The following is an 18,962-nucleotide window of genomic DNA, read 5'->3' as shown; positions in this document are numbered from 1 at the left end:
AGCATGATTGAGCAGTTGCAAACCTATCGGGATCTGATGAACGAGGTCCGAGCCGGGATCGCCCGAAAGGTGATCGGACAGGAAGTTGTGGTCGAGCAGGTGCTGTACTGTATCCTCGCAGGGGGACATGCGCTGCTTGAAGGTGTGCCAGGGCTGGGCAAGACGTTGCTGGTGCGGACGATGGCAGATGTGATGGAGATGAAATATTCGAGGATTCAGTTCACACCAGACCTGATGCCAGCCGACATCGTCGGGACGGAGATCCTGCGCGAAGAGCCGGGCGAGGGCATGAAGTTCGTCTTTCAGCACGGTCCGATCCACGGCAACCTCGTCCTCGCCGATGAGATCAACCGAGCGACGCCGAAGACGCAATCCGCTCTGTTGGAAGCGATGCAGGAGGCGGCGGTCACCGTCGGGGGCAAGACCCGCCAGCTGCCACAGCCATTTTTCGTCCTCGCCACGCAAAACCCGCTTGAGCTAGAAGGCACCTATCCGTTGCCCGAAGCGCAGCTCGACCGCTTTTTGTTAAAGATACATGTGCCCTTTCCCACCCGTGACGAACTGCAGCAGATCGTTCAGCTGACCACCGGTGCGGGCAAGGAGTCGCTCGCCTCGATCATCGGCGGCGATGAGATCTTGCGCGTGCAGGAGACGGTGCGGGAGATGCTGATCACGCCGGAGCTGATCAACCAGGTGGTGGAGCTGATCTTCCTCTCCCAACCCGATCAGGACGGTGCGCCAGAGGAGGTTCGCCGCTATGTGCGATATGGAGCTGGCCCTCGCGCTGCTCAGGCGATCGTAAAGGTCGCGAAGGCGCGGGCGTTCTTGCATGGGCGCTTAAACGTGTCGAGCGAAGATATTCGCGAGGTGGCGATCCCCGCCCTGCGCCACCGGATCGGGATGAACTATGAAGCGGCAGCCGATCAGTACACGGTGGAACGGTTGATCGAACTGCTGTTGTCGAGAGTGGGCTTATGAGCGATCCGTTTCTGACGCCTGCGTTTCTCGCCCGCCTGGAGCGGCTGCGCTTGCAGGTGCGGAATATGCCCAGCCACCGGGGTGGGGCGAGGCGTTCGAAGCAACTCGGCTCATCGGTGGAGTTTGCCGAATATCGCCCTTATCTGCCAGGCGACGACCTGCGCCATCTCGATTGGCGGGCCTATGCGCGGCTGGGGCGGCTCTTTTTAAAAACGTTTTTTGACGAGCGCGATGTGCTGCTCTATCTGATGATCGATGCTTCGCGCTCGATGGATTTCAATGGCAAGCTGCAACAGGCACAGCAGGTTGCGGCGGCGCTCGGCTATCTGGCGCTCGCCGAAGCGGATCGCGTGGAGGCGCTCCTGTTTGCAGATCGCATGCTCAGCAGATCAAACAGGCTGATGAGTAAGCAGTCTGCCAACCGCCTGTTCTCCACCTTGCAACAGGCGCAAGCGCTCGGGTCAGGCACCGAAGGGTCGCTCAGCTGGCTTTTGCGCTCAGGGATGCCGACCGAATCGGGTCTAGTGGTCATCCTGTCCGATTTTCTGTTCGGCGATGGGTATGAGGAAGCGTTAAAGCGGTTGCAAGGAGCGGGACATTCGGTGGTCGTCGTGCAGATTCTTTCGGCTGAGGAGATCGATCCTGCCTACGCGGGTGACTTGCATCTGGTCGACAGCGAGAGCGGAAAAGGGCTCGATGTAGCGGTGTCTCCTTACGTCCTGAAGCAGTACAGGGAAGCGGTGGCGACCTATGCGCAACAGCTGGGCGAATTCTGCCGTCGGCGCGGAATGCATCACCTGTTGGTGCGGGCGGAGGAGAGGTTAGAAGAGGTGATGTTTGGCCAGCTGTTGCGGACGGGGGTGATCGGACGATGAGTTGGATCGCACCTTGGATGCTGTCCTTTCTCGCCGCGCTCCCGGCGATCCTGATCCTCTATCTGCTGAAGCGGACGTATGAGCAGGTGACGGTGCCGAGCACGCTCCTCTGGGGGCAGGTGCTGCGGGAGATGGAGGCCCATCGTCCGTGGCAGAAGCTGCGGCGCAATCTGCTCTTGCTGCTGCAGCTTCTGCTCGCGCTGCTCCTGGCGCTCGCGTTGGCGCGCCCGGCGCTGTTCGGGCAGGGGCCGGTCGCCGATCACACGATCGTCGTGCTCGATCTCTCCCCGTCGATGGCAGCAAAAGGAGAGTCGGACACCCGGCTGGAAGCGAGCAAGCGACAGGTGGGAGAGCTGATCCAGCAGAAGTCGGTGCAGCAGCGGATGACGCTGATCGCGATGGGACAGGAGCCGCGCGTGCTCGTCTCCAGCAGCGATCAGGGGGAGCTTGAGCAAGCGCTGTTGCAGGCGGTGCAAGAGTATGGCAAGGCGGACTACGAAGGCGCGCTGTCGCTCGCCGCTGCGCTCTCCGTCCAAGAGCCGGAGAGCGATGTGCGAATTTTTTCGGATGGCAATTGGGGAATCGATCCTGCGCTGTTTCCCACGTTTGGCCGCAAGCCGAAGCTGGAAGCGCAGACGGCAGGCCAAAACTTCGGCATCTACCATGCGGCCGGGCAGGTGACCGGCACGCAGGGGCAACTGGTGGCGACGGTGAGAAACGATGGCGCGGAGGCGGCCACGCTCGACGTGGAGGTTCTCGATGCGTCGGGAGAGCCGCTCGACGCCAAACAGGTGCAGGTGGCGGCGGGCGGGCAGGCGACGCTCACTTGGTCGCATCTGCCAGCACAGCCGCACTATCGCGTCAGGTTGCAAGGGACGGACGCATTGGCGATCGATGATTCGGCGGTCGTGCTGCCCCAGGTCAGCCAAGCGAAAAAGGTCTGGCTGACGACGGCGGGCAATGTGTTTTTGGAAAAAGCGCTGGGCATCGGCGGCGTGACGGTCGAGCGGGGGACGGATGCGGACACGCCTCCTGAAGACGCTTCGCTGTACGTTTACGATGGAGTCATGCCCAAGCGATGGCCTGCCGGTGCGGTGCTGCTCGTCAACCCTCCACAGGGCGAGGGCGTGCTGCAGGCGGGAGATCTGCTCGAAGCGGGCAAGTTTCAGGCGGTTCAGCCAGACTCACCGCTGCTTCAGCATCTCGACTTGGGTCAGGCGCATCTGAAAGCGGTGCGCGAGATCAAGGCGCCCGCTTGGCTGCAGACGATCGCCAAGAGCGGAGATTCGCCGATGCTGTTGGCAGGCGAGAATGAAGGCAGGCGCGTGGCGGTGCTGTCGTTCGACCTGCACCAGTCAGATCTGCCGTTGCTCCCCGCCTTTCCGATCATGATCAAGCAGTTAAAGGAGTACCTGATGCCAACTGCGGGTGCTTCGCTCGGTCAGGTGACAGCTGGAGAGCGCGTTGCTCTGCTGCCACCGATCAGAGAGCAGGGGTGGATGATCACCGACCCGACCGGAAACAAGTTGGAAGTGGGGAAAGAGATGATCGAGCAGGGGTTCAGACCGCAAGCGCCCGGTTTGTACCGCTTTGCCGGAAAGGCGAGCGAAGAGGAAAAGCTGCTGGCGGTGACCTTGCCGGTATCTGAATCGAAGCTCGATGTGCAACAGGTGGCGCTGCCGACGAGCGGTGGTGACGAGCAGGGCACTGCCGAGCGGGCGGCGAGCGGGATGTTTGAGATCTGGCGCTACCTGGCGATGTTCGCGCTGCTTCTGCTGTTTGTGGAATGGGGGGTGTACAAGCGTGGGATTTGATCTGATGCACCCTTGGTGGTTGTTGTTGCTGCTTCCGGCAGCAGTTGCGATCGGCTGGTGGTATCGCACAGAGCGGCGATTGATCGGTCTGCGCAAACGATCGGTCGCCACCTTGCGCTCGCTGATATTTCTGCTGCTGATCCTCTCGGTGGCTGGGTTGATGCTCAAAGCACCGGTCGATCAGCAGGAAGTGATCTTTGTCGTCGATGAGTCGAAGAGCGTCACGTCGCCGAAAAGTGCGGTCTCCTTTATGCAAGAGGCGATCCGATCGAAAGCGGAGCAGGATGCGTTTGCGATCCTCGGCACCGGGGAGCGACCGGCGGTCGAATATCCGCTCAGCCTCGACTCGAACACAGCGCTCGAAATTGGCGGGGTAAAAAACAAGAACTTTACCGACCTCGCCGCAGGGCTTCGATTGGCGCAGGGTCTGGTCGACAGCGGTTACAAGCCGCGCGTCGTCCTGCTCTCCGACGGGGAGCAAAATTTGGGCGATGGCGTTCGCGAAGCCCGATATCTCAAGGAGCGCGGCATCCAAGTCGATGTTGCTCACCTTGCGCGCGATGTGGGCACAGAGGTGTTGGTGAAGAACGCCACCGTGCCTGCCACGCTCTATGAAGGGGAGTCGTTTGCGCTCACTGCAGTCGTGGAGAGCACCGTCCTCACCGGGGCGACTCTGCAAGTGTTCGAAGACAATCGGCCGATCGCCAAGACGCAGATGCAAGTGCAAAAAGGGGAGAATCGACTGTCGATCCCCCTGAAGGCGACCGAACCGGGCTTTCATCGCTATCGGGTGGAGATCTTGCCTGATGCGGATACGGAAGCGGTGAACAACACCGCGTACGCATATGGCGATGTGCTGGGCAAGTCGGCCGCGCTGATCGTGGAAGGAGCGCAAGGCGATGCCAAGTGGCTGATCGAAGCGCTGCGCGCCGGGCAGTTTCCCTATCAGACGGCGACCGCACAGACCATGCCGAAAACGCTGGAAGATCTGCGACGCTACTCGGTGATCGTCCTGGCCAACGTGTCGGGAGTCGACCTGGCCGAGTCGGTGCAAAAGCAGATCGAGAGCGCCGTTCGCGATTTTGGCGTCGGGCTGATGATGACGGGAGGAGAGGACTCTTTCGGCCTCGGCGGTTATTTTGATACGCCGATCGAAAAAGCGCTGCCTGTCTACATGGATCTGCGCAACCAGCAGGAGATCCCCTCGCTGGGCCTGATGTTGGTCATCGACCGCTCAGGGTCGATGGCGCCCGACAAGATCGAGTTGGCAAAAGAAGCGGCCCGCCGCTCAACAGCCATGCTGAAGGCGAAGGATACGCTCGGGGTGCTCGCTTTCGACTCGACCAACTGGTGGGTGGTGGAGCCGACCAAGGTGGATAATCCGAAGGCGTTGCAAGACAAGATCTCCGGAATCGGAGCGGAGGGTGGCACCTCGATCTATCCGGCAGTGGAAGAGGCGTTTAACAAGCTGCAGGAGATCGAGACGAAGCGCAAGCACATCATCCTGCTTACCGACGGTCAATCGCCGGAGGGCGATTATGACGGGTTGACCGCCAAAATGAAAGAAAAAGGGATCACGATGTCGACTGTCGCCGTCGGTCAGGATGCGGATCAGAAGCTGCTGGAAGGGCTTGCTGAAAAGGCGAAAGGCCGCTTCTACTCGGCGGTCGACAGCAACAGCGTGCCGATGATCTTCTCCAAGGAGACGGCGCTGGCAGGAAAGACGTACATCGAAGACAATCCGTTCACGCCGCAGATCGGGCGGGCGAAAGAGCTGGCTCCGCTGTTTGCTAAAGGGTTGCCACAGATCAACGCGCACATCGCCACGACCGAAAAGGAGACGGCCGATGTGGTGCTCGCCAACCTGAAGGGCGAGCCGGTGCTCGCGCGCTGGCAGTACGGGCTGGGTCGCGCAGTCGCGTGGACATCTGACGCCAAAGGGGTCTGGTCGAACGAATGGTCTGGATGGGACGGATCGAGCGCCTTTTGGAACCAGCTGATGACCTGGCTGTTGCCCCAGTACCGTACAGACGCGTTCGACATGCGCGCCGCCATCTCAGGCGGGCAGGGCGAACTGTCTGTCCGGTTGAAAAAACAGCTGGCAGAGGGCGGCGTGCTCAAGGGGGAAGTGGTCTACTCGGATGCGACGAAACAGGAGATTCCCCTGCTGTTAAAAGCGCCGGGAGAGTATGTGGGCCAATTTCGCGCCGACCGCCCTGGCACCTATCTGCTGTCTGTCGTCGAGGAGCGGGAAGGAAATGTTCAGCAGGCAGCATCCTCCGGGATCTCCGTCTCCTATTCGCCTGAGTACGACCTCCCGAAAAACGGACAGGAGATCTTGGCGGCGATCGCCGAGGCGGGCGGGGGTCGAGTGCTGAGCGATCCTGCAGAAGTATGGAAGGACGACCTGCCGCCCAGATGGCAAGCGCGCGATCTCTCCTATTGGTTGCTGCTGCTCGCCGCCTGCCTCTGGCCGCTCGATGTGGCGCTTCGCCGTCTGAGCCTCTCGACCGCTCGCCTGCAAGCTTGGCGCGAGGCGAGGCGGAAGATCAAGGGGGAACAGGTCGTGAAAAGGCGCGAGCAGCAGAGCGCGCAGAGCAGTTCGATGCAAGGGCTGAAGCGAAAGGCAGAATCTGCGACGGAGCGCAAGTCCCAGCACAGCGCACCGCCTCACCAGACGCAACCGAGCGCACCAGCCGCCAAGCAGACCGCTCCTAAGCAGCCGCCTCAGCAGGAGGAGAGTTCGACAATCTCCAAGCTGTTGGATAAGAAGCGCAAAAAGTAATCGAGCATTTGAACGATCGTCTAGGAGAGTGACTTTGCGCCAGCCGGATTGAAACGGCTGAGCGCAGGTCACTTTTTTTGTTCGGCCGACCGCTTTTGCCGATTCGATCGATCGAACAGTCGGTAACGCCTTCAATTGCTCAGTGAGAAGAAGGTGTTGAGTTACAGAAGTTGAATTATTAAATTTGTAGATTAGGTTATAGATTGAGTGCTAGGGCGGAGGGACCGAGACGATGACAGATACATCGACGATGATTCACACACTTGTAGATTTGTTACGACTACGGGCTTTTGAGCAACCGGAGCGGTCAGCTTATACGTTTATGCTTGAGGATGGTGCGGAACTTGCGCTCACCTATCAGGAGTTGGATCGCAAAGCGCGTGCGCTGGGCGCAACCCTGCAAGAGATGGGGGCGACTGGGGAACGAGCGCTGCTGTTGTACCAACCTGGAATCGAATATTTGATCGCCTTTTTTGGCTGTCTATATGGAGGCGTGCAGGCGGTTCCCGCCTATCCACCTCGTCAGAATGGTAACTTGGATCGTCTGCAGGCGGTCGCGAGCGATGCACAAGCAAAGTTTGCGCTGACCTCATCGGCGATCCTGCTTGGCATTGAAAAGCGGTTTTCAGATACGCCAGGCTTGCAGAGCTTGGCATGGGTGGTCACCGATGACATCCCAGCATATCGCTCGAACTTGTGGGTCGAGCCGGCGATCGACCAAGAGTCGCTCGCCTTCTTGCAATACACGTCCGGATCGACTTCCGCTCCGAAAGGCGTGATGCTGTCCCACCGCAATCTGTTGCACAATCTTTCCTTGATCCATGAGCGGTTTGGCATCGACGATCGGTCTGAAGGTGTGGTCTGGTTGCCGCCTTATCATGACATGGGGCTGATCGGCGGTATTTTGCAGCCGCTCTATGGTGGCTATCACATGTCGCTGATGGCTCCCGTCTCCTTTATCACGAAACCGCTGCGCTGGTTGGAGGCGATCTCCCGCAAAGGGGCGACTCTGGGCGGCGGGCCGAACTTCGCCTATGAGCTGTGCGTGCAAAAGATCACGGAAGAGCAGCGGGAGACGCTCGATCTCAGCAGCTGGGAGAACGCGTTTACCGGAGCAGAACCGGTTCGGCATGAGACGTTGGAGCGGTTTGCCAACTATTTTGCGGGAGTCGGATTTCGCAAAGAGGCGTTCTATCCTTGCTATGGGCTGGCGGAAGGAACGCTGTTCGTCGTCGGCGGTCTCAAGCAGGAGCTGCCGATCATCTCCAAGTTTGACGGGGAGGCGCTCGAACAGAACCGGGTGATCGCGATCGACCAAGAGCAGGATACGACCCGAACGCTGGTCAGCAGCGGGCGTGTTGCGCTGTGCCAGCAACAGATCGCCATCGTCAATCCTGTGACGACGACCTCCTGTGCGGATGATGAGGTGGGCGAGATCTGGGTGTCTGGGCCGAGCGTGGCCAAAGGGTACTGGAATCGTCCGGAGCAGACGCAGGAGACGTTTGGCGCCTATCTCGACGGGGAGGGTGCAGGTCCGTTTCTGCGCACCGGCGACCTTGGCTTCGTCAAGGACGGGGAGCTCTATGTGACGGGGCGTCTGAAGGATCTGATCATCATCCGCGGTCGCAACCACTACCCGCAAGACATCGAGTTTACGGTCGGCGAGTGTCATCCGGCTGTCGCGGCAGGAGTTGGGGCTGCGGTGGCGGTCGACATCGACGGAGAAGAGCGGCTCGTCATCGTGCAGGAGATCGAGCGGGCGCATCGCAAGTCGAATCTGGTTGAGGTGAGCGAGGCGATCCGGCAGGCGGTGGCGAAGCATCATGAGCTGCAGGTGCATGCGGTGGTGCTGATCAAACCGGCGAGCATCCCCAAGACATCGTCTGGCAAAATCCAGCGCCATCTCTGCAAAGAGCGATACTTGCACGGAGGGCTGGACGTTCTGCTGCAAAGCGAGATCGACGGTGTGCAGGAGGGAGCGGCGATCAGCTCGGCGGACAGCAACGCTCTCACGCGTGAGGATCTGCTCAGCAAGGCGGCAGGTGAGCGCCAAGCGGTGCTCGCAGCTCACCTGCTCGAACAGGCGTCGCGGGTGTTAAAAGTCTCATCTGCACAGCTGTCGATCGAGCGATCGCTCAACGCGGTCGGTCTCGATTCGCTGATGGCGGTCGAGTTGAAGCATGAGGTGGAAGCGAGCTTCGGCGTCGAGCTTCCACTCACAAGATTGCTCGACGGTCCAAGCCTCGCGGAGCTTGCGGCCGAAGTGCTCGCCCAGATCGAAAGCGCGGAGGAGGCGGGCGCTTCGGCCACGACGGTCGATCGGCCGTCTGCCGAACTGGCGGCGTCGTCAGCCGAGCTCTCCTATGGGCAAAAGGCGATGTGGTTTATGCAGCGGTTGGCGCCAGAATCGTCCGCCTACAACATCTCGCGCGCGGTGCGCATCCCGGGCAAGCTGGATGTGGCAGCCTTAAAGCGCGCTTTCGAAGTTCTGTTGAGCAAGCATCCGCAACTGCGGACGAACTTTGTCCTGCAGGATGGTGAACTGGCGCAAAAGGCGCAGGAAAACCATGTGTTGTACTTTGTGGTGGAAGACGCTTCTGCGCTGAGCGAAGCGGAGCTGAAGGAGCGTTTGACCAGCTATGCACATCGCCCCTTCGATCTGAAAGAGGATTCGCTGATGCGCGTCTATCTGCTGAAGCGATCCGAGCAGGAGCACCTGCTGCTCTTGTCGATGCACCACATCATCGTGGATTTCTGGTCGCTCGCCGTGATGGTACAACAGTTGCGCAGCCTGTATGCGCAGATCTTGAGCGGAGAGCGGATCGAGGTCGCATCATCTGATCTAAGCTATCGCGAGCATGCGGCGCGTCAGGCAGACCTGCTGGCCGGGGCGAAGGGAGCGGCGCTGTTCGACTATTGGAAAAAACAGTTGGGAGGTACACTCCCAGTGCTGAACTTGCCGACCGATCGTCCGCGACCGCCCGTCCAGACCTATCGCGGGGCGGCGCACAGCTTTGTCATTCCGACCGAGCTGACCGATCGGTTAAAAGATCTGGCGCTTTCCAACGGGGCTACGATCTACACGACGCTGCTCGCCGCGTATCAAGTGCTCTTACATCGCTATACAGGACAGGACGACATTCTGGTCGGCTCGCCGACAGCGGGGAGAAGCAGCGCAAAACATGCGGAGACGGTCGGCTATTTTGTCAATCCGGTGGTCATGCGGGGAGATTTGGCAGACAGACCTACCTTTGCCCAATTTTTGCACCAGATGAGGGGGACTGTGCTGAACGCGCTCGATCATCAGGAGTATCCGCTGCCGCTGCTGGTTGAAAAATTGGCACCGAAGCGCGATCTGAGCTATCCGCCGCTGTTCCAGGCGATGTTCGTGTTGCAGCGATCACACTTGGACGAAGCGGGATTGAACGCGCTGGCCGTCCACGAAGCGAAAGTCAGCATGGACGGTGCGCTCTCCTTTGCAGGCTATCCGCTCGAACAGCAGGTCGCGCAGTTCGATCTGACGCTGACGATGGCTGAGCATGACGGAAAACTGTTCGCCTCTTTTGAATATAACTGCGACCTGTTCGATGCTGACACGATCGAGCGGATGGCAGGCCATCTGGAAGTGCTGCTCGGCGGGCTGACTGCTGAGCCGGATCGCTCCGTCGCCGAGCTGCCGCTTTTGACTCCGGCCGAGCGTGAGCAGGTGCTGTTCGGCTGGAACGATCTCGTTGCCGAGCACCGCTCAGAGCTCAGCTTGCATCAGCGCTTTGAACAGCAGGTGGAACGAACGCCGCATCGGGTGGCGGTCGTGTTTGAGGAGCAGATGCTGACCTATGCGGAGCTCAATCAGCGCGCCAACCGATTGGCGCACCATCTGCAAAAGCATGGCGTCGGTGAAGAAGTGAAGGTGGCGCTGTGCGTCGATCGGTCGCTGGAGACGATCGTCGGTCTGCTCGGCATTCTCAAGGCGGGCGGCGCCTATGTACCGCTCGATCCGACCTATCCGGCTGAGCGGATCGCCTATGTGTTGGAAGATGCGAAGGCGCATGTTTTGCTCACGCAGGAAATGTATCTCTCCACCTTGCCCGAGCATCAGACGAAGGTGATCGCGCTCGATCGCGACTGGAGCGAGATCGCGTTGGAGAGCGCCGAAAACCTCCCCGCAAGCATTGCGGCAGACAGCCTCGCCTATGTGATCTATACGTCCGGATCGACGGGGAATCCAAAAGGGGTCTTGATTCCACATCGCAACGTCGTGCGCCTGATGGATGCGACCGAGCACTGGTTTGGCTTTTCGGAAGCGGATGTCTGGACGCTCTTCCACTCCTACGCGTTCGACTTTTCGGTCTGGGAGATCTGGGGTGCGCTCCTGTACGGTGGCAAACTGGTCATCGTCCCCTATGGGGTGAGCCGCGATCCGCAATCATTTTACGAGCTGCTGATCAGCGAGCGGGTGACGGTGCTCAACCAAACGCCGTCCGCGTTCAGACAGCTGATCACTGCGGAGGAGAAGCGAGGCGTCGCCCAAGACTTGGCCCTGCGCTATGTGATCTTCGGCGGCGAGGCGCTCGACCTGCAGAGCTTGCTGCCCTGGTATGAGCGACACGGGGACGAGCGACCGAAGCTGATCAACATGTACGGAATCACCGAGACGACCGTCCACGTCACCTATCGCTCTTTGTCGATCGAAGATGTGCGCTCGGCGACAGGAAGCGTGATCGGCATCCCGATTCCCGATCTGCAGGTCTATCTGCTCGACGAGCAGCAACAACCGGTGCCGATCGGCGTGCCGGGCGAGATGTATGTGGGCGGTGCAGGTTTGGCGCGAGGCTATCTGAACCGCGAGGAGCTGACCGCAGAACGATTTGTCGAGAATCCGTTCGGTTCGGGTCGGCTGTACAGATCGGGCGACCTGGCGCGGCGCATGCGCGATGGACAGCTGCACTATCTGGGTCGGATCGACCATCAGGTGAAGGTGCGCGGCTTCCGCATCGAGCTCGGAGAGATCGAGGCAGCGCTGGAAGCTCATCCGGCTGTTCGTCAAGCGCTCGTCTTGGCCCGCGAGGACGAGCCGGGCGAAAAGCGACTTGTCGCCTATGCAGTTGGCGAGACGGAGCTGACAGGCGGTGATCTGCGGGCACATCTGCAAGGTCGCCTGCCCGAGTATATGATCCCGTCGGCGTTTGTGCGGTTAGAGTCGTTCCCGCTCACCGGAAACGGCAAGGTGGACAGACGGGCGCTGCCAGCTCCGGAGAGCGGCCGTCGGGATGTGGCAACCCAGTATGCTGCGCCGAAAAATGAGTTGCAGCGGACGCTGGCAGCCGTCTGGCAAGAGGCGCTCGGCATCGAGCAGGTGGGCATCTATGACAACTTTTTTGACCTCGGCGGCCACTCATTGTCCCTGGCCAAGGCGCACGATCAGATTCAGGTGAAGCTCGTCCGCACGTTTTCGATCGTCGAGATGTTCAAACACCCGACGATCGAGGCGCTGTCAGGCTATTTGCAAGGAGGAGATGAGGAGGCGAAGCCGCAGATTCAAGTCGAGCAGCTGCGCGACAAGGCAAGCCGCAAGAAGGAGGCGCTGAGCAAACAGAAACAGTTCCGAAAAGACAGGAGGAAGTGACGTTGACAGCAAGAGAGTCTTTACAAGGAATTGCGATCATCGGGATGGCGGGACGGTTTCCCGGCGCGAAAGATCTTGATGAGTTTTGGCAGGCATTGTGTCAGGGAGCGGAATCGATCCGTTCCCTGACTGAGGAGGAGCTAAAAGCGGCGGGTGTGGACCCGGCGCTTTTGTGCGATCCTTCCTATGTCAAGCGCGGTGCGGTGGTGGAGGATGCCGATCTGTTTGACGCGGCGTTTTTCGATATGGTCGCTGCAGAGGCGGAAGTGACCGATCCGCAACACCGACTGTTTCTGGAGTGTGCGCACCAAGCGTTCGAAGATGCGGGATACGATCCGAAAACTTACCCGAGCGATGTGGGGGTGTTTGGCGGCGCAGGCAGGAACACCTATATCAACCACCTGTACGCCAATCCAGAGCGGGTGGAGACGGTCGGCAACTATCAGGCGCTGATCGGAAACGACCCGGATCATCTGGCGACTCGCGTCGCCTACAAGCTCAACCTCCGCGGGCCAGCGCTTACGGTGCAGACCGCCTGTTCGACCTCTCTGGTTGCTGTTCATCTGGCATGCCAGAGCCTGTTGACATACGAGTGCGACATGGCGCTGGCCGGCGGCGTGGCGATCAAAGAGCCGCAGACGACGGGCTATCTCTATCAGGAAGGTGGGATCTTGTCCCCCGACGGAAGCTGTCGTGCCTTTGACGCCAGCGGACAGGGGACGGTTGTCGGCAACGGGGCAGGGGTCGTGTTGCTCAAGCGGCTGGATGAAGCGCTTGCCGACGGGGATCGCATCTATGCGGTCATCCGCGGATCGGCGATCAACAACGATGGCTCGCAGAAGGTCGGCTACACGGCGCCGAGCGTGGAGCGGCAGGCGGCGGTGATCCAGGAGGCGCTGGCTGTGTCAGGCGTGGAGGCGGAGACGATCTCCTATGTGGAAGCGCACGGGACGGGAACGCCGCTCGGCGATCCGATCGAGCTGGCAGCGCTGACGCAAGCGTTTCGCGCTTTTGGCGCTGAGCAAACTGGATACTGCGCGATCGGATCGGTCAAGACGAACATCGGTCATCTCGATGCGGCTGCCGGTGTGGCCGGGTTGATCAAGACGGTGCTCTCCTTGCAGCACCGTGCTTTGCCGCCGACGCTCCACGTTGCTGAGCCCAACCCGCAGATCGATTTTGCGAGCTCCCCGTTCTATTTGAACACGAGCCTGCGAGCGTGGGACGGGGTGCCGGCGCGTCGGGCGGGCGTGAGCTCTTTTGGCCTGGGGGGGACGAACGCTCATCTGATCTTGGAGGAAGCACCGCAGCAGGAGCCTTCTGATCGGATGAACGAACAGAACTTGTTGGTGTTGTCCGCCAAGACGGAGACAGCCTTGTCAGCAGCTGCTGAGCAATTGGCCGACTATCTGGCGGAGCGCAAAGCGATCAATCTGTCAGATGTCGCCTATACGCTGCAGGTGGGACGAACGCTGCATCCACACCGTCTGGCAGTCGTCTGTGAAAACGTGGAAGATGCGGTGGCCAAACTTCGCGAGCAGACGCACCGGTCGGCGGTCGAGGAGAGTGCGCCCCCGTTCGTCGTGTTTCTCTTCTCCGGGCAGGGAGCGCAATATGTGGACATGGGGCGGGAATTGTATGCGCGCATTCCCGCGTTTCGTCAGGAGATCGATTCGTTGGCGCAGTTGATCGCGCCATCTCTAGGTGCTGATCTGCGCTCCATTTTTTCGGAGCGGTCGATCGAGCAGACCGAATATGCGCAGCCCGCGCTGTTCGCCTTTTCCTATGCGCTGACCAAGCTGTGGGCAGCCTGGGGGGTGCGGCCAGACGCGATGATCGGACACAGCATCGGCGAGTATGTGGCGGCGGTGCTCGCAGGCGTGATGTCGCTCGAAGATGCGCTCGAACTGGTCGTCTTGCGCGGGCGATTGATGCAGGGGATGCCGCCTGGTGCGATGCTTGCGGTCGCGCTCGGTGCGGACGAGGTTGAGCGGCTGCTCGCTGAGCTGTGGTCCGATGTACAAGAGTCTGCTCAGCGAGAGCGCCTAGCGATCGCAAGCGTTAACGGCCCAGCTTCGACGGTGGTCGCCGGGACGCTCGCTGCGGTGGAAAAGCTGGAAGCTTTTTTGGTGGACGCTGGGATCAGCTCGCGCCGCCTCGCGACTTCGCACGCCTTCCATTCGGCGATGATGGAGCCGATGCTCGCACCGTTTGCAGAAGCGGTCGCCAAGGTGACGTTGCGCGCGCCGCAACAGCCCTACCTGTCCAACCTGTCCGGGACGTGGATCACAGCGGAGGAAGCGGTCGATCCTCGCTACTATGTGCGACATTTGCGCGAGACGGTAAGGTTCGATCTGAACGTTGCGGAAGTGCTCAAACAACCTGACTGCCTCTTTTTGGAGGTCGGCCCGGGACGGTCGTTAAGCGCGTTGCTCAAAGGGGCGGGAAGACCGGTCTACGCTTCGACGCGACATCGGGAGGAAGCAGGATCTGATGTCGCCTTTTTGCTGCACACAGCTGGGCAGTTGTTGCTGCAAGGAGTGAAGCTGCATGCGCCGAGCATGTACGCGGGGGAAAGCAGACGGCGCGTGGCGCTGCCGACCTATCCGTTTGAGCGAAGGCGGTTCCATCTGCAGACAGCTGCGAAAAAACCGTTTCGCACCGAAAGCAAGCTTCCCGATCTGAGCGATTGGTTTTATCTGCCCGCCTGGAAGCGGTCGGCGCCGATCTTGGAGGTGGAAACGGCGACCGAATGGTTGGTGTTCCTCGATTCGCGGGGTCTGGGCGAACGGCTGGTTCAGCGATTGCGGGCACGCGGAGCTACCGCATACACCGTTTCGCCCGGCGCTCAATTTGCGGAGATCGGGGACGGTCATTTTACACTGAACCCGCAGCTACGGGCAGATTATGATCAACTGTTGCGTCGCGTCGATCCTTCACACATCGTTCAGCTGTGGAGTTTGACCGGGGAGGAGACGGGCGGCGATCTACAGGATTTAGGATTGTATTCGCTACTGTCTGTTGCGCAAACGCTCGGTGAGCTGAAACCGGGACAGACCTGTCGCCTGTTTGCGGTGACCGCATCGCTGCAAGATGTGACAGATGACGAGGTGGTCGTGCCGGAGCGGGCGACTCTGCTCGGTCCGATCAAAGTCATTCCCCAAGAATATCCGCACCTGATCTGCCGGTCGATCGATCTGCTGCTCAAGGAGGGGGAGGAGCGCCAGATCGAACAGCTGATCGAAGAGTGTACGGCGCCGGCTGCCAGCGAGCCGATCGTCGCCTATCGCGGGAAATACCGCTATGTCCCCTCGTTTGAAAAAGCTCGCCTGACCGGGCGCGGGCAAACGATGCGCCTGCGTCAAAACGGCGTCTATCTGCTCACCGGTGCCGGACAGGAAGTGGGCAGAGCGTTTGCGCAATACTTGGCTGACAGCGTGCAGGCAAAGCTCGTCCTGATCGCACCGCCAGAAGCGGAGCGTCCGCAGATCGAGGGGGAGCATCTGTTCTTTCACGCCGATGTGGCCGATGAGCAACAGATGAGCGACGTGCTGACAGAGGTGCGCGCCCGTTTGGGAGAGGTTCACGGCGTGATCCATGCGGAAGATGTGATCGGCTCCGGCTTGATTCAATGGAAGACGCGGGAGATGGTGGAGCGCGTCTTGCGGCCGAAGCTTGTCGGCACCCGCGTCTTACAAAAGCTGTTCGCAGATCGTCCGCTCGACTTTTTTGCCCTCTTTTCGCGCACGATCTCCTTTACGGGCGGATTTGGGCAGGTGGACAATGCGGCGGGCAACGCCTTTTTGGACGCCTTTGTGCGCAGTGAAACCAATTCATTCGTCATCAGTTGGAGCGGTTGGCAGTTCGATGCGTGGCAGGCGGCGCAGACGATGATCCACCCTCAGCTGCAAGCGCATCTGCAGGAGTTGCAGCTGCGTTACGGTTTGACGGCAGCGGAGGGATGCGAGTCGTTTGAGCGCATTTTGGGGAGCGGGATTTCGCAAGTGATCGTGTCGACGCAAGATTTTCAGTCGGCCCTGGAGGCGCTGTCCTTTTTCCACACGTCCGTCTATTTGGAGACGATCACCAAAGAGAGCGGGGGACAGGTCGAGCGATCGCGCCCCTTCCTCTCGCCGCGCAATGCGGTGGAGCGGACGGTAGCCGAATTGTGGCAGGAGCTGTTTGGCCTGGAGCGAGTTTCGGTGCAGGATCATTTTTTTGAGCTCGGCGGCAATTCGCTGCTCGGCGCACAGCTGGTGGCACGGCTGCGGAGCGCGTTTCGTCTTGAGGTGCCGATGAGCGTTCTGTTCGAGTCGCCGACCGTAGAAGCGCTGTCCAACCGCATCGTCGAGCAACAGATGGGGCAAACGGAGCTTGAAGAGCTGGAGCGAATGCTCCAAGAGATCGAAGCGCTGTCAGCAGAAGAGATTCAAGCCAAATTGACCAACGGATAGAGCGAACACGATTTCGGCAGGGTACCGAACGTTTTCGCTCTGTGCGGGCGATGGTGACGATGGTGCGCTCGATGAACTGGCGGTGAGATCGCCGTTTGCGAGCGCGATGCAAGACAGAGTGCTCAGTGGGGGAACTGGGAGATGCAGCCGTTCAACAGGTTCAACAGAGCGGCTGTTCGATCGCGGGTGGAAGCGACCGGGTTAAGTCGGTCGACAGGATGATCATCGAGTTTGTTGCAGGACCGCATATTGGGGATGGGGGAGCAAGGATGAAAAGCGTGCAAGAAAGGCTGGCTGCGCTGTCGCCAGAGCAGCGAGCATTGTTTGAGCAGACGCTGATGCAACAAAGCAGGACGCTCGAAGAAAAGCGGCGGGAGGAGGCGATCCCTCGCCGCGGGCACCGAGAACACAGTCGGCTGTCCTACGATCAGGAGCGGATGTGGCAGTTGCATCAGCGGGAGCCGCTTCTGCCAACTTTTAATGTCTATGGAGCGATTCGGCTGACAGGAAGGCTCGATGCTGTGGCGATGGAGCAGGCGATCGGAGCGATCGTCAGCCGCCATGAAGCGTGGCGCACCGTGTTTCAGGAGCGCGAGGGATGCGTTGTGCAGGTGGTGCTCGGAAGCTTCGAATTGAAGATGGGGTTGACCGATCTCAGGTCAGTTCCGAAGCGCGAGCGCGAAGCGGTCGCACAAAAGGAGATCGAAGCGGAAGTAAAGCGTCCCTTCGATCTGGTGAAAGGGCCGCTGTTGCGCGTTCGATTGATTCGATTGAACGATGAGGAGCACCGACTGGTGCTGACGGTGCACCATCTGGTGACCGATCGGGTGTCATTCTCGATCGCGTTTGCTGAGCTGTCGACACATTATCGTGCGCTGGTAACTGGCGGGCAAGCGCAGTTGATCGAGCCACCTCTGCAGTACGCAGATTATGCAGAATGGCAGCGGGGGTATTTGACGGGGGCCGTTTTGGAGCGCTCGATGGAGTATTGGCGGGGGAAGCTGGCTGGAGCCGAATGCGCGTTGCACCTGCCGACAGACTTTCCGCGGAGGCGGACGCCGCCTCGCGAGGGTGCGCGAGTGTTTTTCGACCTTCCCAGCCAACAGTTGGAGCGACTCCGGGCGTTGGGAAAGCGGGAAGGGGCGACCGATTTTATGGTGTTGCTCGCCGTCTACAAAGCGCTTTTGCATCGGCTGAGCGGTCAGGCGGACATCATCGTCGGAACGCCGATCGCCAATCGAAGTCGCCAAGAGATGCAAGGCGTGATCGGCTATTTTATGACGAGCGCAGTGCTTCGAACCAGTGTGCCGAGCGAGATCAGTTTTCGCGAACTGCTGGCGAGGGTGCGCAAGACCTCACTGGAAGCGTTCGCTCATCAGGAACTGCCGTTTCGGCTGCTCGCAGAAGCGTTTGACCTGCCGCGCGATCCCAGCCGCAACGCGCTGTTTCAAGCGATGTTTGTCTATGTGGAACAGGATGAGGCGCCGCTTGAGCTACCAGGGCTCTCCATTCAATATGATCTGCTCGATGCGGGGACTGTCAAATATGACCTGACGATCGGGCTGGTCGAGCGGGAATGGGGTCTGGAATGCTTTTTGGAGTACAGCCCTGACCTGTTTCTGCCTGAAACGGTGCAGCGGATGGCGGACGGTTGGCTGCATCTGGTCGAGCAGGTCGCAGAGCACCCAGAAGGAAAGATCGGCGCATTCAAGCTCTAAACCTGACAAAACCCCCATTTGAGCAAATGGGGGTTTTGTCAGGCGGATGGCAGTGATCAATCGGCGATCGCTTCCACTTCGATTTCGACCAACAGCTGCGGATCGATCAACGTTTTCACTTCCACCATCGTCGCAACCGGTTGAATGTCGCGAAAAAATTCACCGTGCGCTTTTCCGATCTCCTCCCATTGCGAAATATCGGTGACAAACATTCTGGTTCTCACCACAGCGGAGAGGTCAGCATTCAACTGATGGAGTGCCTGTTCGATCGTTTGCAGGATAAATTTTGTCTGCTCGTACGCATTTCCGACGCCGACCACTTCCCCGTCCTTCATCGCGGTCGTGCCAGCCACTTCGATGCGATTGCCGATGCGGATCGCTCGACAGTAGCCGACGGCCGGCTCCCAAGGCGATCCGGTGAAGACTCGTTTTTTGTCCAAGTGAACCCCTCCAAAAATCGATTAATTCTGAAGTATAGCACATTTTGAATCGATCATCATGCAGCTCGCGATCGAAGCATCGATCAGCAGTTGCCAAAAGGGTGAATGACACCTCGTAAAAAAAGAAAAGCACACGACCCGCGCCACAGGTCATGTGCTCATCACAAGAAGGAAGTAGAGGTATATTGTTGGCGGGAAACGAGAGGAAAATACCCTGCTCGTCATTTTTTTTGCTCGAGCCCGCCAACAAGAACCGCTATCTATATGTACGT

8 protein-coding genes are annotated in these 18,962 nt (G+C 59.7%); 7 read left to right on the top strand and 1 reads right to left on the bottom strand.

Going from position 1 to position 18,962, the window contains the following annotated elements; translation table 11 throughout:
- Positions 1-3 precede the first annotated feature (3 nt).
- The 7 genes from ACFSOY_RS14470 (at position 4) to ACFSOY_RS14440 (ending at position 18,250) form a co-directional block, all read left to right on the top strand.
- Positions 4-978, top strand: coding sequence for an AAA family ATPase (locus tag ACFSOY_RS14470; protein WP_386047760.1), 975 nt, complete (start codon positions 4-6; stop codon positions 976-978).
- Positions 975-1,853 carry a DUF58 domain-containing protein gene (locus ACFSOY_RS14465; protein WP_386047758.1) on the top strand — a complete coding sequence of 293 codons (879 nt, stop codon included), beginning with the start codon at positions 975-977 and terminating at the stop codon, positions 1,851-1,853. Before ACFSOY_RS14470 ends, ACFSOY_RS14465 begins: the two co-directional genes overlap by 4 nt.
- Positions 1,850-3,667 carry a BatA domain-containing protein gene (locus ACFSOY_RS14460; protein ID WP_386047756.1) on the top strand — a complete coding sequence of 606 codons (1,818 nt, stop codon included), beginning with the start codon at positions 1,850-1,852 and terminating at the stop codon, positions 3,665-3,667. The genes ACFSOY_RS14465 and ACFSOY_RS14460 overlap by 4 nt, the downstream gene beginning before the upstream one ends.
- Positions 3,657-6,452, top strand: a complete 2,796-nt coding sequence (locus ACFSOY_RS14455) for a VWA domain-containing protein (protein ID WP_386047754.1) — start codon at positions 3,657-3,659, stop codon at positions 6,450-6,452. The genes ACFSOY_RS14460 and ACFSOY_RS14455 overlap by 11 nt, the downstream gene beginning before the upstream one ends.
- Positions 6,453-6,684: 232 nt before the next feature.
- Positions 6,685-12,078 carry an amino acid adenylation domain-containing protein gene (locus ACFSOY_RS14450; RefSeq protein WP_386047752.1) on the top strand — a complete coding sequence of 1,798 codons (5,394 nt, stop codon included), beginning with the start codon at positions 6,685-6,687 and terminating at the stop codon, positions 12,076-12,078.
- A 2-nt stretch (positions 12,079-12,080) separates the two neighbouring features.
- A complete protein-coding gene (locus ACFSOY_RS14445; protein WP_386047751.1) occupies positions 12,081-16,532 on the top strand; it encodes a type I polyketide synthase in 4,452 nt (1,483 codons plus the stop codon).
- A gap of 269 nt (positions 16,533-16,801) precedes the next feature.
- Positions 16,802-18,250, top strand: a complete 1,449-nt coding sequence (locus ACFSOY_RS14440; protein WP_386047749.1) for a condensation domain-containing protein — start codon at positions 16,802-16,804, stop codon at positions 18,248-18,250.
- A 56-nt stretch (positions 18,251-18,306) separates the two neighbouring features.
- Here the strand turns inward: ACFSOY_RS14440 and ACFSOY_RS14435 are convergent, their stop codons facing one another.
- Positions 18,307-18,690, bottom strand: coding sequence for a RidA family protein (locus ACFSOY_RS14435; RefSeq protein ID WP_386047747.1), 384 nt, complete (start codon positions 18,688-18,690; stop codon positions 18,307-18,309).
- Positions 18,691-18,962: the final 272 nt, after the last annotated feature.

This window comes from Tumebacillus lipolyticus (assembly GCF_042682745.1).
GTDB lineage: Bacteria > Bacillota > Bacilli > Tumebacillales > Tumebacillaceae > Tumebacillus_A > Tumebacillus_A lipolyticus.
This window is presented reverse-complemented; position numbering and strand designations above follow the sequence as displayed.